The sequence below is a fragment of the Flavobacterium sp. S87F.05.LMB.W.Kidney.N genome, assembly GCF_004366435.1.
In the GTDB taxonomy this organism is placed as follows: domain Bacteria; phylum Bacteroidota; class Bacteroidia; order Flavobacteriales; family Flavobacteriaceae; genus Flavobacterium.
In genome coordinates this window covers 320,187-345,398 of sequence record NZ_SODX01000005.1, presented here as the reverse complement: position 1 = coordinate 345,398, position 25,212 = coordinate 320,187, and the positions used below count along the sequence as shown (strand labels likewise).

General features: G+C 35.3%; 15 protein-coding genes. 2 read left to right on the top strand and 13 right to left on the bottom strand.

Annotated elements, in window-relative coordinates:
* Positions 1 to 4 precede the first annotated feature (4 nt).
* The gene (locus tag EDB96_RS16850) at positions 5 to 1,882 is read right to left on the bottom strand and encodes a sodium:solute symporter family protein (RefSeq protein WP_134142108.1); all 1,878 of its coding nucleotides are present in this window, start codon (positions 1,880 to 1,882) and stop codon (positions 5 to 7) included.
* A 21-nt stretch (positions 1,883 to 1,903) separates the two neighbouring features.
* Positions 1,904 to 4,141, bottom strand: coding sequence for a GH92 family glycosyl hydrolase (locus tag EDB96_RS16845; RefSeq protein ID WP_134142107.1), 2,238 nt, complete (start codon positions 4,139 to 4,141; stop codon positions 1,904 to 1,906).
* Between the two features lie 130 nt (positions 4,142 to 4,271).
* Between EDB96_RS16845 and EDB96_RS16840 the strand changes: the two genes are divergently transcribed.
* Together EDB96_RS16840 and EDB96_RS16835 are read left to right on the top strand one after the other, a co-directional pair.
* Positions 4,272 to 5,330 carry a sensor histidine kinase gene (locus EDB96_RS16840; protein WP_134142105.1) on the top strand — a complete coding sequence of 353 codons (1,059 nt, stop codon included), beginning with the start codon at positions 4,272 to 4,274 and terminating at the stop codon, positions 5,328 to 5,330.
* 69 nt (positions 5,331 to 5,399) lie between these two features.
* Positions 5,400 to 6,113 carry a LytR/AlgR family response regulator transcription factor gene (locus tag EDB96_RS16835; RefSeq protein ID WP_057116064.1) on the top strand — a complete coding sequence of 238 codons (714 nt, stop codon included), beginning with the start codon at positions 5,400 to 5,402 and terminating at the stop codon, positions 6,111 to 6,113.
* A gap of 226 nt (positions 6,114 to 6,339) precedes the next feature.
* On the opposite strand, the gene nagB is transcribed toward EDB96_RS16835, so the two are convergent.
* From nagB to EDB96_RS16780, 11 genes are all read right to left on the bottom strand, one after another.
* Complete coding sequence (gene nagB, locus EDB96_RS16830; RefSeq protein ID WP_243839371.1) at positions 6,340 to 8,268, bottom strand: glucosamine-6-phosphate deaminase; 1,929 nt, start codon at positions 8,266 to 8,268, stop codon at positions 6,340 to 6,342.
* 129 nt (positions 8,269 to 8,397) lie between these two features.
* Positions 8,398 to 10,491: an alpha-L-fucosidase gene (locus EDB96_RS16825; protein ID WP_134142104.1), complete on the bottom strand. Its 2,094-nt coding sequence runs from the start codon at positions 10,489 to 10,491 to the stop codon at positions 8,398 to 8,400.
* Positions 10,492 to 10,805: 314 nt separating this feature from the next.
* Positions 10,806 to 11,363, bottom strand: coding sequence for a YdeI/OmpD-associated family protein (locus EDB96_RS16820; RefSeq protein WP_134142103.1), 558 nt, complete (start codon positions 11,361 to 11,363; stop codon positions 10,806 to 10,808).
* Between the two features lie 156 nt (positions 11,364 to 11,519).
* Positions 11,520 to 12,434: a helix-turn-helix domain-containing protein gene (locus EDB96_RS16815; RefSeq protein ID WP_134142102.1), complete on the bottom strand. Its 915-nt coding sequence runs from the start codon at positions 12,432 to 12,434 to the stop codon at positions 11,520 to 11,522.
* Between the two features lie 38 nt (positions 12,435 to 12,472).
* Entirely contained in the window at positions 12,473 to 12,778 is a 306-nt protein-coding gene (locus EDB96_RS16810) for a hypothetical protein (protein ID WP_134142100.1), read from the bottom strand.
* Between the two features lie 11 nt (positions 12,779 to 12,789).
* Complete coding sequence (locus EDB96_RS16805; RefSeq protein WP_134142099.1) at positions 12,790 to 13,596, bottom strand: SDR family oxidoreductase; 807 nt, start codon at positions 13,594 to 13,596, stop codon at positions 12,790 to 12,792.
* A gap of 129 nt (positions 13,597 to 13,725) precedes the next feature.
* Positions 13,726 to 14,232, bottom strand: coding sequence for an endonuclease V (locus EDB96_RS16800; protein ID WP_134142098.1), 507 nt, complete (start codon positions 14,230 to 14,232; stop codon positions 13,726 to 13,728).
* A gap of 441 nt (positions 14,233 to 14,673) precedes the next feature.
* Positions 14,674 to 17,085, bottom strand: a complete 2,412-nt coding sequence (locus tag EDB96_RS16795) for a sugar-binding domain-containing protein (RefSeq protein WP_134142097.1) — start codon at positions 17,083 to 17,085, stop codon at positions 14,674 to 14,676.
* Positions 17,086 to 17,383: 298 nt separating this feature from the next.
* Positions 17,384 to 20,911, bottom strand: coding sequence for a malectin domain-containing carbohydrate-binding protein (locus tag EDB96_RS16790; protein WP_134142096.1), 3,528 nt, complete (start codon positions 20,909 to 20,911; stop codon positions 17,384 to 17,386).
* 506 nt (positions 20,912 to 21,417) lie between these two features.
* Positions 21,418 to 24,147: a glycoside hydrolase family 20 zincin-like fold domain-containing protein gene (locus EDB96_RS16785; protein ID WP_134142094.1), complete on the bottom strand. Its 2,730-nt coding sequence runs from the start codon at positions 24,145 to 24,147 to the stop codon at positions 21,418 to 21,420.
* A 152-nt stretch (positions 24,148 to 24,299) separates the two neighbouring features.
* The gene (locus EDB96_RS16780) at positions 24,300 to 25,193 is read right to left on the bottom strand and encodes a sugar phosphate isomerase/epimerase family protein (RefSeq protein ID WP_166669317.1); all 894 of its coding nucleotides are present in this window, start codon (positions 25,191 to 25,193) and stop codon (positions 24,300 to 24,302) included.
* Positions 25,194 to 25,212: the final 19 nt, after the last annotated feature.

Here is a 25,212-nt window from a genome sequence, read left to right as displayed (position 1 = left end):
TAATTTACTCTTCTATCTTCCTAACTCGATCCAGCCAAGTAAACTTCAATACCGTAGTCGTTACTAAAAAGACAACTAAAGCAACACAAGCTTTTGGATAATCTCTGATGATGAAATAAATCGGAAGCAGAATCATGCTTGACTGCCATACAATCCCGATTACACAATTCATCATATCTAGATAGAAATCATTATTTTTTTGGAAAGATTGATCTTCTGCTTTTAATTGTTTGTAAACTGGATTCCAGAATCCCCAAGGTCTAACATTACTGTAGAACGATTTCAGCACTTCCATATCTGTTGGTTTGCTTAAGTAAGTTCCTAAAAGACAGCCTAAAATTGAAATTCCGAAAATTAATGGGAATAAATAAATGGATGGCACTTGCGAAAGATCATGCAAGAATGTTCCCGCTGTTAAATTTCCTTTGTTTTGATCTAAAACGAATTGTAGAGAAGCTGCGATTAATCCGCCGACCATTCCCCAGAAATAACCCCATCCGTTGAAACGCCACCAAATCCATTTTAAGAAGTTGGCTGCAACGTAACCTCCGTACAAAGCACTTGTAATCCACAGCGTTAAAGAGTTGATAGAATCTGCAAAGAATCCCATGAAAACTCCAAGTCCAACAACTAAGAAAGAAGAAATCTGACTTACTTTAATATAGTGCTGATTTGAAGCTACTGGTTTGAAGTATTTTTTATAAATATCATTTACGATATATGCAGGACCAGCATTTACAAAAGCTGAAAATCCAGACATAAAAGCAGCTAATAAACCTGCTAAAAGAATTCCTTTAATTCCAACTGGAATATAAAGATTCACCACTTTTGGCATTAATAATTCTAAATCTGCTCCTGTAAGATTAACGTTTGCATTTAATTCTGGCGCAAGATTTACCAATGCAATAACCACAATTCCAGTGATTAATAAATATCTCGGAATGAATAAAATCAAGTTGGTAAAACCACTCATGTAAGCGGCTTCTTTTACTGATTTTGTAGAAAGAACACGCTGTAAATCATAACTTGGTGTTGGACCTGCCACACTTGCAAAAAATCCTTTGAAAAGTGTCATTCCTATAAATGCACCAAACATTTTATAACCTTCTGTATCAATTAATCTATTGAAAGTTTCAAATTTATCGCTCCATTGTGTTTCAAATTCCCATCCGAAGAAGACATTTTTCCATTCTGGAGTAATTACAGAATTGATCTGAATATCAGTATAATTAATGAATGCGTAACCAGCGATTAGAACTCCGGCAACAATCATAATAATATATTGCACGACTTCTGTTGCTACTACTGAAAACATTCCACCTTTTACGGTATAAATGGTAGTTAAAAAAATGATTAACAAAGCATAAGCCTGTTCTGATGTTAAGAAAACACCACCGTTCATGTGAACTGTTAAATCCCAAGGAAGAATAATGGTTACAAATTTTCCAATTCCAACGAAGAAATAAGCGATGAAACCAATCGTAGAAATAATAGCAAAAATGGCCACAATAATATGAGAAGCTTTTCCTGCTTTGTCGCTTCCAAAACGAGTTAAAATCCATTCAGAACCCGTCATTACTTTTGATCTTCTAATCCAGACTGCGAGGAACATCATGACGAAAATCTGATTCCAAATCGGCCAAAGCCACATAAACATGAAACTTTTTACGCCATATAAAAATAAAACTCCAATCATCCAGGAAGTTCCTGAAACATCAAACATTCCTGAGCCATTGCTCAATCCTAAAAAATACCATTTGATAGATTTCCCGCCAAGGAAATAATCGTCAAGCCCTTTTGATGCTTTTCTTGAAATCCAGATTCCTATACCGACCGACATTACGATATAGATTAAAATGATTGATACGTCTATAATGTTCATTAAATATTTATTTTGAATTAGTTAGTTCAGACCCCAGTTTTTGTTTGGCTGCGCTCCCATTGTAAAATGAAGCACACCGCCTTGCAGCATTTCTTGGTGAGAGATCGCTGTTTTATTAAATGCTTTTCCGTTTAAAGTAGCAGATTGGATATAGAAATTTTTGTTTGCAACATTCTCTGCTTCAATTACAAAAGTTTTTCCGTTTGGAAGATTTAAAGTTGATTTCTCGAAAATCGGACTTCCAATTTCGTATTCACCCGAAGCTGGATTCATTGGGTATAATCCCATTGAGCTAAATACATACCAAGCCGACATTTGTCCGCAGTCCTCGTTTCCGCTTAGACCATTTGCAGTCGTATTATATTGTGTGTCCAAAATATGACGCACCCAATATTGCGTTCTCCAAGGCTGACCTGCGTGATTAAACATATAAGCGATGTGGTGGCTTGGCTCGTTTCCGTGCGCATATTGTCCGATCAAACCAGAAATATCAGCAGAAACATTGTTTCCAGTAATCTCAGAACTCTCTGTAAATAATTGCTCTAAACGTGTTGTAAATTTTGAATTTCCTCCGTGAAGCTTAATAAATTCGTCAACATTGTGAGGTACAAACCAGCTGTGCTGCCAAGCATTCCCTTCTGTATAATCTGTATGTTCCCTGTGGTTAGAGTGTTTTGGGTCGAAAGGCTCGTTCCAAGATTTTCCATCTTCCGATTTTCCTCTCATGAAACCAGATTTCGCATCAAATAAATATTCGTAAGCTTTTGCACGTTTAGAGAAAAACTCATAATCAGTTGTTTTTCCTAAAGCTTTCGCCATTTGCGCTACACACCAATCATCATAAGCATATTCTAAAGTGATGGTAACCGATTCGTCTAATAAATTATAAGGAATATAACCGTATTTTTTGTAGAAGTTTAAACCGCGTTCATCCTGCATCATTGTGGCTTTCATGGCTTCAAAAGCTTTTTCAGCATCAAAACCTTTAATACCTTTCATATAAGCATCTGCAATAACCGGAATCGAGTGATATCCTGTCATCGTATTGGTTTCATTAGCATATAAAGTCCAAACTGGCAATATTTTTTTGGTTTCGTAATACGCTAACATTGAGTTAACCATATCTGAAACTCTGTTTGGATCTAATATTGTAAGTAACGGATTCTCTGCTCTAAAGGTATCCCAAAGCGATAAAGTAGAATAAGCGGTATAATTTTTTGAAGTAACAATTTTGTCGTCTTCTGTTCTAAACTGTCCATTTTTGTCGCTGTACGTAACTGGCGCAACTTGAGCGTGATACAAAGCGGTGTAGAAAATAGTTTTTAAAGAATCAACCGGAGTTTCCACAGAAATTTTGCTTAAAGCTTTATTCCAAACTGCAGAAGCATCTGTTTTTACCTTTTCAAATTCCTGATCTTTATCTAAATTGTCTTTCGCATTTGCAATACTAACTGAAGAAAGTGCCACTTTTACACCTAATTTTTTAGAATTTTTAGGATCGAAGAATAATTGCAAAGCTGTATTTTCACCTTCTGCATTTTTAGCATTAACAACTTTTTTATCAGCAGTAATAATAGATTCTGTGATTGGTTTTGAAAATTTAGCCACAAAAAATACTTTCTGATTTTTTGCCCAGCCTGTACTATAACGGAAACCGCTGATGGTATTGGCATCTTCAATAGTAATAGAAGTTTTTACCGCTTTGTCCCAATTAATAGCGAAACCAAGATCTACAATAACTGATTGTGTATTGGTATCATTAAAAGTATATTTATGGTATGCGGTTCTTTGCGTAGATGTTAATTCTACATTGATTTTAGGATCTTCAAGAAAAACTTGGTAATAACCCGGTACTGCTTTTTCGTTAACATGATTATATTTTGATTTATACGGAAGGAAATCGCGTGAAGCGGCTTTGGCGGTTAAGTCTAACTTTTTGTTTGTCGGCATAAATAAAATATCTGCCAAATCACCGATTCCTGTTCCGCTTAAGTGTAAGTGACTAAATCCAGAAACTATTGAGTCAGAATAATGATAACCTGAGCACCAGTCCCAGCTTGAAATTCCATTATCTGGACTCACTTGCAGCATCCCAAACGGAACTGTTGCGCCCGGATATGTATGTCCGTGCCCTCCTGTACCTATAAAAGGATCTACATAATTTGTTGCAAAACTTTGCTGATGTTTATTTTTATCTACATTTATTTTGCAACTTGCAATAAAAATTACCGTCAGAGAAAGCAGAGTAATTTTCCTCATATCAAAACAATATTAATTTAACTTTAAATTTAGATAAATTCAACTTTTACCAAAATAAATTTAGACGGACGACATTTAAACAGCCCTAAACATCAAAAAAAAGCAACAAACGACATTTTAAATTACCACTATGATTTTCAACTCAAGCAAGCTTTACACTTTACCTATACGCTACCATGTTTACTTTTGGCTCACGTATTTTTTGTTCAATACTTTGCGCTGGGGAAGCTATTTTAACGATTACGTATATTCTTTAAAAACTACTTTACTTGGTTTTCCTATTCACATGACATTATGTTATCTGAACATTTTGGTTTTGATGCCTCATTTGGTCTATCGTAAAAAATATGTCCTATATATTATAACAGTGCTTTCGGCAATTTTTGTCATGGTTGTTCTAAAATTTAATTTGACTTATTTGCTGATTACGCATGACGTTTGGCCAGAAGGTCCGCAAACCATCAATACACTTACGCTAAATTATACGATAGATATGATGATGGGTGAATTATATGTGATGACTTTTGTAACAGCTATTAAAATCACGCTTGATCTTTTACAAGAACAAAAACGTGTCACCGATCTGGAAAAATCGCAGCTGGAAACAGAATTATTATTTTTAAAATCTCAGATTTCACCTCACTTTTTCTTTAATACCTTGAATAATATTTATTCGCTTTCTGTAGAAAAATCAAACAAAACGCCTAAAATAGTTTTAAAGCTCTCTGAATTAATGCGTTATATGCTTTATGAAACAAAAGAAAAAAAACAGTCATTAGAGAACGAAATTCTATGTATTCAAAATTATCTTGATTTAGAGAGAATTAGAAACGGAGAAAGACTAGAAGTTAATATGTACATTTCGGGAGATATACATGATAAAGAAATTTCACCCGTTCTATTATTGACTTTTGTTGAAAATGCTTTTAAACATGGCGTTAATAAAAATACCGGAAATGTTGTTATCGATATTAATTTTAAGGTAAAAGGCGATTTCTTATACTTCAGTATTTCAAACCCAATGCCCGAAATTACCGTACATAAAGATAATTTTAACAAGGCAAGTGGTATAGGTATTGAAAACGTCAAAAAAAGACTTGAATTAGGATATAATAAAAGTGACTATAAGCTTTCATTTAAAAATAAAAAGAATATTTTTGTCGTTAAACTAGTCATAAAAGTCACGTAGCCTCGCTTTTAGCTATTTCGAAAACTATACCTACAAAAAAACCATATCGGCCTAAAATAATATTTACAAATGAAAATAAAGTGTTTAATTATCGATGATGAGCCATTGGCAATAAACGTTATTAAAAGTTATATTGAACAGATTGAAGATTTAGAACTCATTAATACCTTTAGTAATTCTATTGAAGGGTTAAATTTCTTGAAAAACAATACTATTGATGTAATTTTTCTTGACATTAATATGCCTGTGTTAGACGGTATAAATTTTATCAAAAGTTTAGAAAACCCGCCTCTGCTTATTATCACGAGCGCTTACGATCAATTTGCAATTGAAACTTACGAGCTGGATGTTTTAGATTATCTGGTAAAACCAATTGAGTTTCCTAGATTAATGAAAGCCGTAAACAAAATCAACAAACGACTTAATAATACCAGTAAAATTCCTCAGGAAAATAGTAAAGAAAACCCTTTCATCTTCGTTAAAATCGACAAGAAAAAAATGAAGAAGATTTTCTTGAACGAAATTTTGGTCATCGAAAGCTTAAAAGATTATTTAAAAATAAGTACCACTTCTGGCAAATTCATCATTCACAGCACTTTATCAGATTTTACGAGTTTATTACCTGAAAGAGATTTCATCAGAATCCACAGATCTTACACGATCGCAATTGATAAAATTGATGCTGTAGAAGGAAATAGTATTGAAATTGAAGGACTTAGATACGTTATAGGAAGATCTTATATTGACGAAGTCAAACAGAAAATTTTGAATTCTTCGATTTAGTGATTAGTGAAAAGTAAAAAGTTAGATGTAAAATGTCTGACTTTTTTTCATTTCTCAAATAACATTTCACCTTTTACAATTAACATTTTACCTTTTACAATTAACATTTCACAAAACAATAAAAAACGAAAATGCGGCCAACCACGACCGCATTTTCTCTCAATTATAGGTAACTAACCAAAATAAACCATGAAATAGTCTATTATCTTTATTGCTGGAAAAATCCTTAGAAATGATAACGTTTAAACGCTTCGATAGCCGAATAATCTGCTAATCCTAAGTTGTGATATTTTTCTGCAGTCAATCTATTTCTGTCTTCAACCCGCACCCAAAACTCCCTGCTGTCATCACCTTGAAACATAACCCCGTCTTTTTGAGATTGGTGATAAAAAATTGCATGTCGTTTCTTTAAAACCTGGTCAGGACTCATTGGTACTGCCATGTCAATTTGGTACGATTCCCATTCATGCCACGCGCCTCTGTAAAGCCAAACCCAGCAGTCATCCATAAAACTTTTGTGTTTTAATCTTTTTAAAGCTTCAAACAAACTGTCTAAACAAACTTTATGAGTTCCGTGCGGATCTGCTAAATCTCCGGCGGCGTAAATTTGATGCGGTTTTATTCTTTCAATAATATCACACATAATGTCGATATCTGCATCCGAAAGATTATTCTTTTTAACGGTTCCTGTTTCGTAAAACGGAAGATCTAAAAAGTTAACATTTGAATCTGGCAAACCGATATAACGAGTTGCCCCAAAAGATTCACTTCTTCTAATTAATCCTTTTAATTTTCTAACCTCAGGAGAATCAATTTCATTTCCAGTTCTATTTTGAAGGAAATCAATAATTTCATCTGAAACAGTAGAATTTGGATTTAATGCTTTTGAAATTTCTGCAAATTTTAAAGCTTCTTCATTCGAAACCGCGATATTTCCAGAAGTCTGATACGCAATATGAACTTCATGCCCCTGCTCTACCAAACGGTCAAATGTTCCTCCCATCGAAATCACATCATCATCTGGATGCGGACTGAAAATAATTACTCTTTTCTTTTCAGGAGTTGAACGTTCTGGTCTATAGGTATCATCTGCATTTGGTTTTCCTCCCGGCCATCCTGTAATGGTTTGCTGCATTTTATTAAACATCTTAATGTTCAAATCGTATGCAGTTCCTTCTTCCGTCAAAAGACTCGACATACCGTTGTCGTTATAATCTTTATCTGTTAGTTTTAGGAAAGGTTTCTTCGTCAACTCACTTAACCAAGCCACCGCTTTTAATTTTAATTCATCTGTCCAAACACAAGACTTAACCAGCCAAGGCGTTTTTACTCTTGTAAGTTCAGATGAAGCTTCTGTATCTAGAACAAATGTTGTGTTGTTATGCTCTTGTAAATACGTAGCCGGCACTTGCGAAGAAACCTCGCCTTCAATTGTATTTTTTATAATTCCTGCTTTACTAATTCCCCATCCTAGTAAAACGATTCTTTTTGCATTTCTAACGGTTCCAATTCCCATTGTAATGGCTTTTCTAGGAACATTGTCAATTCCTAAAAAAGAAGAAGCAGCATCGACACGTGTCAAATGATCCAAAGTAATACTTCGGGTTCCAGAGTTTACATGCGAACCTGGTTCATTAAAACCAATATGTCCTGTTCTGCCGATTCCTAAAAGCTGAAAATCCAATCCGCCGTACGATTTAATTTTCATCTCATAATCTATACAATATTGCTGTAATTCCTCGGCACTAACCTGTCCGTCTGGAATGTTTATATTTTCTGGAAGAATATTAACGTGGTGAAACAAATGCTCGTGCATAAAATGATAATAACTCTGAATATCATTTTTATCCATCGGATAATATTCATCTAAATTGAAGGTCACTACGTTTGCAAAACTCAGTCCTTCTTCTTTATGTTTTCTTACAAGTTCTTCGTAAACTTTTATTGGAGAAGATCCTGTAGCTAAACCTAAAACACAAGGTTCGTTCAGCTCATTTTTTCTCTGAATTAAATTGGCAATTTCCTGCGCGACCAATAAAGAAGCTTCCTGCGACGATTCGAAAATAACATTATGAATTTTCTCAAAACGAGTTTCTTCAAATTTTCCTGCTTCCGTAAAACCAATATCTTCTTTAATCATATCGCTGTCGCTCATTTAATTAATGTAAGATAAAAGTAGAATTAAATAGTCCGTTAGAACTAAAATTTCGACTAATAACGACTATCGTTCGGCAGAAAACAAAATAGCAAACTTCAAGTAGTTTTTAAGGAGCAGAAAAAGCCTTTATTCGATGATGCTGATTTCAGCAATCGAAACACTTTGCCCTTTTCCTATGCCAGCTGTTGCAACAAATCTTAAAAATCTTGCTTTAACTGCAGCAAAACTCTTAAATTGTTCAATTGGGTTGTGTTTGATATTTGAAAATTCTCCTTCCGATTGTTTAGTCCAGGTAATATTGTCTTCGCTGGTATAAAATTCATAATTCGAAATTAAATTCAAATTATTTCCAACCTGCTGTGGTATATACGTAAAGCCTTTTATTTCCATTAATTGACCCATGTCGATAATTACAGATTGAGGCAGTTTATTTTCGTCATTTCCAAAACCCCAGTCAGTATTGGCATCGCCGTCAATAATTTTTTCAACAGTTTTAGTGTCACCGCTTGAAACCGAAATCACTTTCCATTTTTCTTTAGAAACTCCGTATTTAGCCGTTTTTACAGCACTATTGATTTTTTCTTTAGTGTTTCTTGAGATGGCTTTAATTGTTGCTGCTTTATTATAAGTAAAAGGAGTTTTGTATAAAGTGCTTTTTTCAGAAGGCATTTTTCCGTCTAAAGTATAGTAAACCGTATTTCCATCTTCCGATTTAATCGTCACCAAGCCATTTTTATCACGAAGAATCTGCGGTTCTTTTACAAAAGTTGGAGCATTGTAAGCTTCAATAGTATTAATTACAAAACCAGCTTTTGCATCTAAAATATTAATTCTAAGAGCCGAAGTTGTAACACGGTCTAAACGTAAAATTCTTTTGTAACCAATTGTGGTTTCATTGGCAATTGTTTTCCATTGTCCGTTTACATTAACTTCAACAGAAAATGCTTTTACGCGCTGTCCTAATTTTATATATTCCTGAAGTAAAAGTCTATTGATTGCTGTTGGCTTTTTAAACGTAAATTCAATCGAAGCCTGTTTGACTTTATCGTCTGTTGCCCAATAAGTGTTTTTATTTCCATCAATAACATTTTGAGGTCCGAAATTAGAATCGGTTCCTCTTGTGTTTGAAGCTTGAACTTTAGAACCAGCCAATAATTCTGTTTTGAAATCGGCTTTGATTGTCGCAACCAATTCCTTTAATCTGGATTCATCATTTTCATGAACCAAACCGCGTCTGTCAACTGGAAGATTCAATAACAAAGTCGCATTTCGACCAATCGATTCGTAATAAATATCAACCATTTCGTCAAGCGAACGTACTTTATCGTCTTCAACTGCATGATAAAACCATCCTGGTCTGATTGAAACATCGGCTTCACCTGGAACCCATTTTTCGCCGTCTTCGTGTCCAGACATGAATTCGCTGTAGTGTACTTTTCCAGCCAACTCATCTTTCTGACGCAATAAAGACCAATTGGTTTTTCCTGCACGCCCTTCTTCATTCCCAATCCATCTCGCTTCTGATGGTCCAACTCCCCAAACCAAAGTTTTTGGAGCGATATCGTAAATCATTTTATAAGTTTCATCCCAATTATAGTAGGTAAGCGAATTGATTTTTCTGGTTTCATTTGCTCCTCCGTAATAACCGTCACCGCCATTTGCACCGTCAAACCACATTTCGAAAACATCTCCGTAGTTCGTCAATAATTCTTTTAATTGATTTCTGAAATACGTTATATATTCAGGTTTTCCGTATTGCGGATGATTTCTGTCCCATGGCGAAAGATATAGTCCTAATTTTAAATCGTATTCTTTACAGGCTGCAGCCAATTCTTTTACCAAATCTCCTTTTCCGTTTTCCCAAGGAGAATTCTTAACCGACCGTTCTGTATACGCTGATGGCCATAAACAAAAACCGTCGTGATGTTTGGCAACCAGAATAATTCCTTTCATTCCGGCTTCTTTTACCACGCGTGCCCACTGGCGAACATCCAATTGCGACGGATTAAAAAGTTCTGGCGATTCGTCTCCGTAACCCCATTCTTTATTGGTAAAAGTGTTTAATGAAAAGTGTATAAAAGCATAAAATTCCATTTCCTGCCAGTCAATTTGTTTTTGCGTCGGAAGCGGTCCAAAAGGCTTTGGAGCATTGGCCAATTCCTGACTCGAAACATTAGAAATTACACCCAAAAGACATAAGGAAAGGAATATTTTTTTCATTGCTGATCTGCTTTAAAATGGTCTATAAAGCATAAATGTAGTATAAATTGATTTTCTCATCTACAGAATTTCGACCAACAACAAATTTAAAAGTGTTTTGGTTTTGAATGTATATTTAAAATATGATTTGACTTGAAAGAGTTTAATCTTCCATCTCAAAATAAAAATCAAAATAGCGGAAACAACAAACGCAAGCAAAACAAACAATCTGTTTATCATTGTAATTGAAAAACCTAACTTTGTGGCATCTATAAATGGATATGAAAAAAAACGTATATGTACCATTGGTTAAAAGGCCAAAGCACAATAATTTTTTACAATATTCTCTTTTGATTTTGGCTTTCTATAATCGTTTTTTCAAGACGTGATTGTCTCGTTTTTTCCTGCTTGGCACTCATAATCCAATGGATCATTACTTTTTTGTATGAAGGCGCTTGTTTCTCAAAAAATTCCCAAGCTATTTTATTACTTTTAAACTCTTTCTCATAAGCTTCATCCAGCGGAACGGGTTCTTTTTCGTGTAAATAGATTTTAGATTTACTTTCCGTTCTAAAACTAAATGCTTTTAATCCGGCATCTGTCATAAGTCCTACTTTGGTTAAATCTTCCATCTTTTGAATATTAATCGCGCTCCAAATGCTGGAAGGCTTTCTGGGAGTAAAACGGATGGTATAACTATCTTGATCTATAGATTTCCGAACGCCATCGATCCACCCAAAACAAAGCGCCTGATCTACAGATTCTGACCAGCTCATAGATGGCTTTTTGCTGTTAACTTTGTAAAAACCGACCAAAAGTTCTTTCTCTTTTTGGTGATTTTTCTCTAGCCATTTTCTAAATTCGGATTGATTTGCGAAGAAAGTTGGTGTCATTATTTTTTTTTATAAATGTACAAAGAATCACACAATCCCGATAGCTATCTGAAGCAGAGGCGCTAAGTTAATTTAAAGAATAAAACCATATATGTTATCTTAATTAAGAGGAAACTTAAAATAACATATATGGTTCAAAATTACTAATGCAATATTTTAATTTTTATTAAATAATTCTTTAAATTCGATCGGACTTGTATTTGTCTTTTTCTTGAAGAGCTTACTAAACGACTGCGCATGTTCAAAACCTAATTTATAAGCAATTTCAGAAACGGAAAAAGTTCCTTTTACAATATATTCTTTAGCTTTTTCGATTAATTTTTCATGAATAAACTGCTGGGTATTTTGCCCAGAAATACTTCGTAATAAATCGCTCAAATATCTGGAGGACAACTGCAATTCGTCTGCAACATATTGAACCGTTGGCAAACCATTTTCTTGTGATTTTTCGCTATTAAAATAATCTTCTAATAAATTTTCAAGTTTAGAAAGCACATCATTATTAACCGCTTTTCGGGTTATAAATTGTCGATTGTAAAATCGATTGCTGTAATTCAGTAAAAGCTCTATTTGCGAGATAATAACATCCTGACTAAAATGATCGATTCGTTCGTTAAGTTCATTCTGAATGTTTGTAAAAACGCCTAAAATGGTCTCTTTTTCTTTCTCAGAAAGATATAAAGCTTCGGCAGCCGAATAAGAGAAAAATCCATATTTTTTAATGTTTTCATTTAAGGAATAAGGACGAAAAAAATCAAGATGAATATTTAGCGACATTCCGCTGTAATCGGCTTCTTCTTCCTGCATTTTCAAAACTTGCCCTGGAGAAACAAACGACATTCCGCCTTCTTCAAAATCGTAAAAACCATGTCCGTAACGCAGTTTTCCTGTAAAATTTGTTTTGAAAGATATTTTATAAAAATCCAAAACAATTCCATTTTCAAAATCTTTGGGATCAAATACAGCTTCGCCATAATTCAAAATGCTAATTAGCGGATGCAATGGTTTCGCTTGTCCCATTGCTTTATGCAATTCCGAAATGGTATTGAATAATCTGGGTTGGTTTTTCATTTTCATGGATGAATGTACAGCTTAAAATGCTGAATATTTTACAAATTTACAAAATGTTCGACTGGCGCAATGTTCCAGCTCACAGTACTTTGATCGATCATATCATGTACGGGCGAATCACTCAATTCAGTCATTAATTTATGCATTGCATTTGTACCATCTTCCTCGCTGTCCCAAACCAACATATCATAAACGACATCTTTCTTTAATTCGAAAATAGTTCGGGAACGAAATCCTTTTTGGCGTTTCAAAAATGCATCAATTGCAGCATTAGCTTCAATAAATTGTTTGGTTGTGAAACCTCTCAGTTTAAAGGTAGTCAATTCTATAGCTTGATTATTCATCTGATCTAAAATTAAAAAGTAAACATGGTTTTGATATTTTTTACCTGATTTTCAGCTCCCAAACTTAAGCGCTCATTGTATAATGCGTTGGCATCATTTCCGGCAATATATCGTAATTGATTCTTGTTGTCTGTCGCAGCTTCGTAGATAATTTGAGCAACATCTTCGGCTTTTGTATAATTTTCTAATTGTTCTGCGCTATACCCTTTACTCACTTCAAAAGTTAGTTTTTCATATGCTTCGTGTTGTGCAACTTCCAGAGAGCGTATGGCAAAATCTGTTTTCATGCCGCCTGGAGCCACAACTTTTACTTGTATTCCGAATTGGACTAATTCTGATGCCAAACTTTCTGAAAATCCGTCAACAGCAAATTTTGTCGCGCTATAAATCGAACAAGTAGGAAAACCCATTAAACCGAAAGTAGAAGTAATATTAATAAAAGTACCGCTTTTTTTCTCGCGGAAGTGAGATACAAAAGCTTTTGAAACCCGAATAACCCCAAATAAATTAGTCACGATCTGACGTTCGATTTGATGATTTTCTAAAGATTCTAAAGCGCCAATTAAACCGTAACCAGCATTATTTAAAACCACATCTATAGAATAATTTTCTGTAATACTTTTAATCGTAGAATCAATTTGCTCTGAATTTGTCACGTCTAACGGAAGTACAATCACATTTTCTAATTGATTTAATTCTGTTTCCTTTTCTGGATTACGCATGGTCGCAATTACCTGCCAGCCTTTGCTTTGAAATAATTTTGCTGTAGATTTTCCTAATCCTGTTGAAGCTCCTGTAATAAAAATTGTCTTTTGCATTTTTAATTGTTTTAAAATTATAATGCAAAGATCAGCCGAAGTATAAAGCTGTTTGTAGCCGTTTTGGAAGATGTATTAGCCAAAATGACGGATACTAAAAAACTCCATTATTTCTAATGGAGTTTTGGTCTATAAATTCTCTTTTGTCAATCGATCCAACTCTTTCAACAAGGTTGGAATTCTAAATTCTCCTGACATACTTTTTACTTTTTGCACTGCATCATCCAGTTCAATACCAATTGCCGTAACGTATAGGGGTTTCTGGCTGTCACCTCTTAATATCCCGACTTTATCTTTTTCAATCGATGCAAAATTTGTTTTGGCAACGCCAATAATCGGAATTTCTTTATTAAGACTTTCGTATAAATGCCCGCCTAAACCATATTTTTTATCATCATCTAAATAAACAAAACTATCCACTATTATAACATCAACTTTTGCTAAATCTATTTGATTTAATAAACTCAAAATACAGGGAAGTTCTCTTCTGTAAAACTCACCAGGAATATATTCTTCTACATTTTCTATTATTTCGGTGTGAATTTTAAAGTTTTTACTTTCATTCCATTCTTCAAATTCCAAACAAACTGTCTTGGCTTTTCCGTCAAAATAGTAAGTATCAAATGCTAATATCATAGTATTTTATTTCTTATCAAAGATGCTAATATAAGACAAAATCAACTTTGTAACTTCATAAAAAAACTCCATTATTTCTAATGGAGTTTACTGATTTTTTAAATTTAGATCTAAATATTTCGCTCCCATGAAGCTTGTGATAATCTTGTTAATTCTTTTCTATAAATATTTCGCTCTTACAGAGCTGAAAAACTATTTAATTGCATAACAAACACAATAGGAGCTTAATTTATAGAATTTCTAAATTTTAATTTTAGATTCAAATATTTCGCTCCCATGGAGCTCTTATAAATTCGAAAATTCTTTTCTATAAATATTTCGCTCTTCCAGAGCTGAAAACTATTTAATTCTTTAGAACAAGCTCCAGCGGAGCGAAATATTTATAGAAAACGGTAAAAATCACGAAAAAAGCCCCAGCGGGGCGAAATATAAATTCAACGATCAATTAACCTTTATATCAATCGACGAAACTGGAATTCCATTTCCTGTCGTCGCCTTCAACTGAATATTTTCTTTTTTTCCGTTTGATTGAATAATCGCAATACATTTACCATTAAACAACTTACAGGAATTCGCTTTAAACGACTCCAAATTGGCCTGATAACCATTATCAACACCAACTAATTTTCCTCCGCCAGTCACTTCAAAATTGATTAAATCCATAGCATTTGGCAATAAGTTTCCATCTTTATCTATCATAGAAACCGTGACATAAACCAAATCGTAAGTATCGTTTTTAATTGTCGTTTTATCTGCTTTTAGATCTATTTTTGAAGCTTCTCCCGCTGTGCGAATTTCTTTTTCTAAAACTAATTTTCCGTTCTTTCTTGAAACAGCTTTTAATGTTCCTGGTTCAAATTTCACTTTCCATGAAATATGCAGATCATCATTTTGTTTTGATTTTGTTCCGAGAGATTTTCCGTTTAAGAATAATTCAACTTCATCGGCATTGTTGTAATACGCCCAAACTTCCACTTCCTGATCTTTTTTCCAATTCCAATGCGGAAAGATATGCAGCATTGTTTTGGTCGACCATTCACTCTGGTACATATAATACACATCTTTTGGAAGTCCGGCCAAATCCACAATTCCGAAATAAGAACTTCTTGCCGGATACGGATATGGATCTGGTTCTCCGATATAATCAAAACCTGTCCAGATAAAAGTTCCCGCCATGAAATCCTGTTTTTTAATCGTTTTCCAGTTCTCTTCGTGCGTTGCTCCCCAATACGATTTCACCTGATCGTAAGCCGAAACCGTCCAGTCTGCATTCCCGTCAAACGGAGCACCGTGTTTGGTTGGCCACGCTTTAATTCCGTCTGGAAAATCATAATGTCCACGCGTTTCTAAAGCCGAAACGCTTTCTGAAGCTAATATTTTCTGCCCTTTAAAACGAATTGGAAAATCTTTATAATCTTCGTGTTTATAATTAAATCCTAAAAGATCTAAAGCACCCGACTGATAAATAAAATTCTTCTCAATAACATTTTCCGTCAAAGCCGAAGTTACAGGTCGCGTTGTATCTAAAGATTTTACAATTTTAGCCAATTCTTTAGTAATGGAAATTCCTGTAGAATCAAACTGTTCTCTAATTTCGTTACCAATACTCCACATCATAACTGATGGATGATTTCGGTCTCTTTTAATGAAATCTTCTAAATCCTGTTTGTGCCACGCATCCCAGTCTTTGTGGTAATCGTTGGTCACTTTTTTCTTTTTCCAAACGTCAAAAGCTTCGTCCTGAACGATGAAACCCATCTCATCGCACAATTGCATCATTTCCAAAGAATGAGGATTATGAGACATTCTAATAGCGTTTGCGCCCATTTCTTTCATCAAAGTCAGTTTTCTTCTTACTGCATGAATATTTTCGACAGCACCCAAAGCGCCGTTATCATGATGAAGGCAGACTCCCAAAATCTTCGTTGGTTTTCCGTTTAAAGAAAATCCTTTCTCTGAATCAAAACTAAAGAAACGGAAACCAAGAGGCGTTTCGTAATTGTCAACTAATTTCGATTTCTCATAAATTTTAGTAACCACTTTATACAAATACGGGTTTTCAGTATCCCACAATTTTGGCTGATTTAAAACCAAATCGTGAATCTTTTTCTCTGAAGTTTTAGCCGATATTTTTTCTGTTGAAGTGAAATTAGCTACTTCTTTATTGTCCGCATTTAAAACTGAAGTAACGAGTTTAAATTCTTTCGGAGTCCCATTGTCATTATCAATCGTAACTTCTAAATGAATCTTAGATTTTGCTACAGAAACTTCAGGCGTAGTTACAAAAGTGCCCCACTTTCCTACATGCAATTTTTCGCTGGCAACCAAACGCACATTTCTATAAATTCCAGAACCTGTGTACCACCTTGAATTGGGCTGTGCATCGTTATCGACTTTTACCGCGATTACATTCTCTTTTCCAAAGTTGACATATTGAGATAAATCATACCCAAATGAAATATAACCGTTTGGACGCACTCCCAATGATTTGCCATTTATGAAAACTTCGCTGTTCTTAAAAACACCGTCAAATTCTATTGAAACTGTTTTGTTTTTCCAGTTCGCAGGAATAGCGAACACTTTGCGATACCAGCCTTTTCCAGCAGGCAAAAATCCTTGCGCTTGTTTGGTTTTAGCATCTTTATCAAAAGCGCCTTCAATACTCCAGTCATGCGGTAATTGAAGCGTTCTCCAATCTTTCACATCTAAATTTGCTTGAATTGCATCTGGATGATCTCCTAATTTGAAGTTCCAGTTTTTATTGAAATCTTCGACAATTCTGGCTTGTTTTTGTGCAAAAATGGATACTGAAAACAGTATTGTTAAAGCAATTATTATCTTTTTTAAAATCATAATATATTTAAATAATCATTTTTAAAAATTAGCATTTTCTCCAATCTTGTCATTTCGACTAAGGAGAAATCTTCGCAAGTAACTCCACAACGTTAATTACAAATCTTTGTCGAGCTTCTTGCGAAGATTTCTCCTTCGTCGAAATGACAAACTGGACGTATAATATTGATTCTGTTTATTTGCGTGGGCTTCGACTCCGCTCAGCCTGACAATTGGAACGTAGACGCACTGCAGTGCGTCTCTACGATGAAAACCTTTGTCCTTCTGAACCTCTGCCCCTTTGAACCTCAAAAAAAACCTATTGAAATTCGAAATTATCCAGCATCAATCCTTTCAAATCATCGCCTTCTAATGTAATTTTATACGTTCCTGCATTAATATAACCACCGGAAGTCGTATTTAAAATCTTCCATTTTTCTGTTGACGGAAAAAACTCAATGGTATCGTTTCGCATTAAAATTCCGTATGCATCTTCCATTTTAAATTTGACTTTCAAAGGCGTTTCATTTCTGTTCATGAATTTAAAACGCATTAAATAAATTCCCGCAACGCCAGGTTTTACTTCAAACTGAATGCTGTTTGCTGTTTTTTTGGTAAACTCAATATAATCGGCTTTTTTGAAATTTCCTTTTTCGATTCCTGTTCCTGTTGATTTCGCATTTTCAGCTTCAATGATTACCACAGGTCTTGAATCGTCTTTTTCGCCCATATCGTAAACTGGAACAACAGCGATTGTACTTATCGATTCAGCATTATCAAAAAGAATTTTTTCTCCTTTTTTTACTTTTTTGTTGAAGATCGTAAATGAAGCTCCATTGCTGTTTTTCGCTTTTTCCTCTATTTTTTTATAATCAGAAAACGAAACCGATTCCTTGATTTTACTATCAACTAAAACATAAATATTCGAATCTTCTTTGGCAGTAAACGAACCTTTATTTTTAGAAGTAACTGAAAACTGTAAATAATAGGCACCAAATAATTCAGAAGGCAATTCTGTAAAAACAACATCAGAATCTGAAAATTGTTTTGAATTGATATCCATCCACGAAGCTATTCTGTTGTTTTTATCATAAGAATCCAGAACCAAATTCTCAATATTTTTTGGCGAAGCATCTGCAGGTCTCAGTTTTCGATCTTTAGTTCCGATAGCAATTGCCGAAATAATAGCCTGCCCTGCTTTTACATTCGGAAAGGAAATCACAATTTTTCCGTCTTTGCTTTTTACTGTAAAAGTTTTTTTCAGCGCCTGATCGTGTCCCGCTTCTACCCAAATATCAAAATCTTTTAAAACGACATTTTCATTGATGGCAACATCAAACAAACGCCAGCCTTTGCATTCCATTCCTCCTCCAGTTCCGTACCACGGTTCTGTAAAATATAATTCTACTAAATATTCTCCGTCGGGAACAGGAAATTCATAACGCAATTTGTCAACACCATATCTAAAACTCTGGAATAATTCGGAATCTTTTGTACCATTTATTGGGTCAAAAGTCGTTCTCTGACTCGCAAAGAAATCCGGAAGTTTTTCAAAGCTATCTGTCCATGATGACGAACCCCATGTATATTTTCCGCTTTTGTGCGTATCTGTAAACCAAGTGTTTCCTGAACTATCAGTAAATTCAGATCCACCGCAATTTACTCTGTAGATATAATTATAGCCTTTTTTATCTTTTAATAAATCTGTTTTTTCAGGAGTTAAATCGGCTAAATTTGGCGCTTTCGGCAGTGTATTCAAAACAACATAATCTTTAGCAACCGCTTTTCCGTTTACGTATCCAACAGCGTACAAAACATTGTATTGAATATTGACATTATTAAACTGAAAATGCTGTCCGATTCCTGGATTTTTTAATTTCCCTAAAGAAGATTTATTGACGTCATTAAACAATTCTACTTCATCACAATTCGAATAAATATCGATTCCGTTTTTTATACCCGGTTTATCCCAACGGCTTGGCCAAGTGTGCGAAACGATATACACCATCGGATTGGTTTTGTTCGAAACGTAATTGGCTCTGTACATATAAAACGCATCCAAAGGTTCGCCCCAAATCGTGAAAAGTCCTTTGTAATTTACTGGCCCGACTTTGTCAATATCTCGAAATCCTTCTCCGTTTTGTACTCTTCCCGGATTTTCGTGCGAAGCAAAAAGCCAGTTGAACTGTCCCGCAATTTTATCTTTAACCGATTCGGCTTCGCGAACTTTAATTTCCATTAATTGAGAGAATCTGTTTTCGCTCAAAGTTCCTTTTTGGTCAAACTCGCCTTCGGTATGTAAATCGGCCGAACGCCAAGCGCCGTATTCACCGTTTAACAACTGCGTGCTCATTTCCAAATTATATTTTAACGGATCTCCGCCATACGTTCCTGACCAGTTCTGCACCACATTCCAGTCTGTTCCTTCTCCTCCATTACAAGTCGTCACGATTCTTTGAGAAGCTGATAACGGATCCATTTCGCGGATAATCCGAGTGCATTCTTCAGCAAATTCTTTCGGAATAGTGCTTTCATTCTGCAAGCCCCACATTACCACCGACGGACTGTTTCTGCGTTCCTTAATCCATTCTCTTAATAAGGTTTTAAAGTTTTCCTTAAACTCAGGTGTATCGTACCAAATATGTGCCGAAAACTGACTCCAAAATAAAATTCCGTTTTCGTCTAATTCTTTTTGATACAATAAATTATGAGGCTGATGCGCTTCTCTAAAAGCGTTAAATCCGCCCGCTTTGATTTGTTCGATTCTGGAATGAATCATTTCGTCTGAAAACGAATGACTGTTTCCAATTAAATGCTCATATTCGCAGGTTCCGTTGATAAATAAAGGTTCGCCATTGATAAAAAAACGATTGTCTTTTCCGTCACGGCTAACGGGCCAACTCACCCAACGGATTCCGTAAGGCGTTGTTAACTGATCAATTATTTTTCCGTTTTCATAAATAGAAGTCACCAACTTGTACAAATACGGATTGGACGGCGACCATAATTTCGGATTTACAATCTCTGGAAGTGTTTGTGTTATTTCTTTTGTTTCTCCTGAATTAATTTTGTTGTCGCTTTTTGTAATGGCAACTTTCTTTCCTGAAGCATCAACGAGAACATTTTCTACAGTCAAATTTCGGTTTGACGTCCCGTAGTTCTTGATTTCTGTAGTCGTATGAAGAATGGCTTTTTGTTTGGAAACCGATTTGTCATTCCAGATATGAACTCCAAAAGGCTGAATTCTAACATCGTTTGTTATGACTAACGTAACAGGTCTAAAAATTCCCATTGGCTGAGAGCCTTCAGAGAACCCCCATTCTCCAGAGCATCCTCCGCAAACCCAAGGAAGATCGGCAATAAAAGATGGATGTGCTGCTTTAACCAAAATCTGGTTTTCTTTATCGAAAGAAACGGCTTTTGTTATGTCTAATGTAAAAGTGGTTCTACCACCTTTATGTTCGCCCACTTTTTTGCCGTTTACCCAAACGGTTGCATACGAACTAACGCCTTCAAAATAGAGGAAAAGCTTTTTAGAAACGTCTTTTTTATCCAGTTTTAAAGATTTCTTGTACCAAGCAGTACCATGTAAATTTCCATGTTTTGTTCTTCTGAAACCATAATACTGATCCCAATTGTGAGGCACACTAACCTTTTGCCAATTGGAATCAGTTTTTGGATTTTCTACAAAATCTTCTTCTTTCAGCGGAAGATTATCCAGTATTACGGTTTCCCAAGATGAATTCAGCGAAATTTCTTTACGAAGCTTCCCTGAACCTTTGCTCTGACTCCAAACAAAGCAAAGACTTGAAAAAAAACAAAAAATAAAAAAAACTATTCTTTTCATATTTTTAAACCATATAAGTTATATAAGGCTATTTAAGTTTGATATACTGCTTTTTGTCATTTCCATTCCGAGGAACGAGAAATCACACTCGGATTCGACAAAGATTGGTTTTACTTTGCGTAGCTTCTAGTGTGATCCCTCGTTCCTCGGGATGACAAGATTGTGTTATATTCTCAACGTAAACCTGACGGTTTTTAAAAACCCGTCAGATTTAACATCGATAATTATATTCGCTCGTTTTGTCATTTCGACCGAAGGGAGAAATCACACTCGCAAATCGACAAAGATTGGCTTTACCTTGCGTAGCTTCTAGTGTGATTCCTCGTTCCTCGGGATGACAAGATTGTGTTTATATTCTTAATTAAACTGACGCGTTTTTAAAAACCCGTCAGGTCTAATGTAATGTTGGTTTGCGTGAGGGATTGAGGCGGTATCCTTTTATGCAGCGGAGCGGAATAAAAGATATAGCCGAAAGCCCGACCCGGAGGGACACGCCCAAAATCTTATTAATAAAACAACCAGTCAATAGCAGCTTTTTCTCCTGCATCAATATATCCAACATCACGTGGTGTTATGGTTTGATCTGCATCTATAAAGCCTAAAATCAATACTTTTCCTTTTCCTAAATCTAATTTATTTTCGCCCGGCTGGAAAGTATAGGTATGAATGTTTACACGTGGCAAATCTTTTAAATTCATGGCGCTTGCCAAAGTAACTTCCGCCTGACCGTGCGCATTTCCTGCAGCATCGGTTTCCAAACTTGGCGGTAACAAAAATCTCTTTTGATCTGAATTGAAATAACCAACCACTAATTTAACCGCTTTTGTGTTTCTAAACTTCAAATGCGTTCCTTTTTCGTTCTGGTCGTTTTCTGCAAACGTAAATCCTTTTAGGTTTTGAAGTTCAGGAGCAATTTTCGTTAATTCAGAAATATCGGTTCCGTAAACTTTTGTTCCTGTTTTCACTAAATACGTTCCCGGTTTTTCGTCGATGAAAGTAACTTCAGCCGTTTTCCAAGGTTTTCCTTCTTTGGTTTCAATTTTGCCGTCTTTTGAAGCTTTTAACTTTTCTAGATTTCTTTTGAAATTAGCCAATTCACGCTCGTAATGCGGCAATAATTCAGCCCAAGTTTTGTTATTTCCGTCATCGCCTCCAATCGGAATTCGGCGCTGTGCTGTCTGCATACTGTTGGCATAGTAATACGTATCTTTCGTAAGGTTCGCCAATAATTCGTAATACTCGATACTTTTCTCCAAATGAGGCATTGCTTTGTCTAAATCGGCAATATCATTTGAATAACTGTATCTTAAAACCAATAAGGCTGCTTTTACTTTTTCTGAAAAGAAATCTGCGAAAGCTTTATAGGCATGCATATCGTTTTTTAGACGTGCAAATTCTTCTTTGTCTTTAGTTACGCTCGCTTCGGCTTTGTCGATGGCTTCAACAGCCAATCTTCCGTGTTCTGTAATTTCAGCAATAATCTGTGTTGGAAGTTCGCCTGAATGCGGTTCTTTATTCCACTCTTTTTTAGCATATTCCAAAAGCAATTCGCCTGCTGGTCCACAAGATTCGTGGAATCCCGGATACACACGCCATTTCGACGGATTTACCAATTGGCTTTCGAACATTCCTAATAATAAGGTTTGACGGTTTCCTTCGGTAATTCCGAAACGTCTTAATGTTTTTGGAGCGATTTCTCCTGTTTCTTCGTAAGCTTTTAAGATGTTATTGGCAGCTTCCTGACTAGTTCCAAATTTAGCAGCTAAATCATTATCCCAGAATTTCACCTCTTCATTTCGGTCTCTTTTGCTGTCCCAAGCATATCTAGCCCATGCTTTGTACCAAATCCAGTCACGATCCATTTCTAGTAAACGTTCGCCTGATTTAGTTTTATCTGCCGAATAAGGCCAATCCCAATACGATGCCTGCGGATACAAGTGTAATGCATTGGCACCGTGAACGCTGTGCATCGCTTTTACTGTTTTCTGTATAAAATCTGGCGAACCGTATCTGAAAGGTTCTAAGTTGGCCAAAATATGAACGTTCTCAATATGAATTGATTTTAAAGCGCTTAACTGTTTATGCGTTTCGCCCCAAGGTCCGCCCGGCGTATAGGTCGTTAAAGATTCTCCTGTATATTTACTTTCTGTATATAAGTTTTTGTATAATGGAAGTGATTTTTCCATTACCAAAGGCCCATCTGTATCGTGAGAACGTAAAATAATTGGCGGTTCCTCTGTTTTTCCTAATGCTTGTAAACCATCGCGAACGCCTGGAATAATCGTTTTGGTAAACCATTCCACATCGTCATCAACCGTATTAATTGCTTCTCCCAAACAAACCATTAATCCAACATTTGGATATTTTTCGATAAAAGCGGCAATCGATTTTCTGGTATAATCTGAAAGTAATGGCGTAATTGGACGCGAACGATCTTGTGTTTTAATGTTATAATGTTCTGCAAAAGGCTTAGAAACAATAATATTATAGAACATCTGAATTACCCAAATTCCTCTTTTATTGGCTTCTACCGTTAAGAATTTATAGATTTCTTCGTTCTTTTTGAAATCTTCATCGCTTACTTCGACAGCAAACGGATATTCTTTTAATTTCACTAAGGAAGCAAACGGATGTCCGTTCCATAAATACAAAGAATTCATGCGGTTTTCAACCAGCATATCCAGATATTTTATCCATAAAGCTTTATCGTAAAACCAAGGAAAAGTTTCCGGTGTATACGGATATTCGTAAACATCACGCCCAGGAAGATAAACGGGTTTCTGCATTCCGATGCAAGCTCCTCTTAAAACCATTTCCGGACTGTCATCCAAATTTATTTCTGACGGAAGTTTTCCTGAACTTTTAATACGGTCTGCTAATTCTAAAGCGCCATACAATGCTCCAGAGGCATCTGTTCCTTGTACATAAATAATATTATTTTGAGTACGAATCTGAAAGCCTTCTTTTTTAGTCAGTTTACTATCATCGATTTTAGCGCTTTTCGCATTTTTTTTCCAGAAATCAGTTCCTTTTTCACCAATAACAATTACTTTATTTTTTGATTTTTTGAATTTATCAGAAGAAGTTACGCTGAAACCTTTTGCTGTAAGTATTTCAGATAATTTCTCTGCGCCAAATTTTGCTCTCGGCGAGCTCGGATCACTCACGACTGTGATGTTCTGCGCTGTCGCGAAAGAGACATAAAAACATAAAAAAAGTAATTGTAAATATTTCATGGTATGCTGTTTTTGGATATTCTTTTTAAAAATAATCTGCTAAATCTGCCCGATCTGCGTGAAAAATATCTCTCGCAGATTTAGCAGATTCGGCAGATTTATAGTGATAAATTGTCTTGTTTAACGATTACATATTGATCACTGTTTATTGTTTAATTCTGGAAAATCTTTTTCAAATAAGCTACGTTGGCTCCGTAATTGGCTTTTACATTGTGCACTTGTGTCACGTCACGAGAACGCTCTACAATTAACCATCCGCTCCATTTCATTTCGTCTAATGTCTGTTTGATTTTTGGCATATCGATCGCTTTGTCGTTTTCTAACCAAAACTGATCGGTGTTTGATGCATGAATCTGCGCTAAGTATTTCTTTCCTAAGATTTTTAATTCTAATGAAATATCTCTGCCATTGTCAACTGCATTGGCAAAATTGAAAGAGCTTTTAATATATTTTGAACCGACTTCTTCTAAAAGTTTTTTCTCTTCTGTAGCACTCAAAGAAGTTTCAATAGCGATAACTCCACCAATTTTCCCTACTTCTTTTCCTGCCCACTGCAATCTTTTGATCACTTCTGGACGTAATTCTGGATTCTTAACCAAATCGGTTTGAGTTCCTAACGGAAGATAGGCCACTTTAACTTTCATATTTTTCATGGCTTGAATACAATCCGTAATCATTGGCGTGATTTCTCTTGTGGCAAATGACTGCGCATAAAACCCTGACATTGCAATAGAACTGATTCCAACACCGGTTTCTTTGGATTTATCTAAGAATTTTTGTCTCTCAACTGGATCGCCTAATTTGCTGTCAAAAGTTGGTCGATTTCCTAAACCTCCCATGTCTAGTTCGATTCCGTCTGCTTTTATTTCAGCCGCCAAACCAAAAGCGCCTAGTTTTTGTCTCTTTAAAATCATCCAGTCGCAAACTGCTACTTTGTATTTTTGTTTTTTATTGGAAGACTGAGCTGTTGCACAACTGTTGAATGTACTCGATAAAACAGCCAGAAATAAAACAAGAATATTTCTTTTAAAATAAATTGATTTCATATTATTAGTTTTTACCATT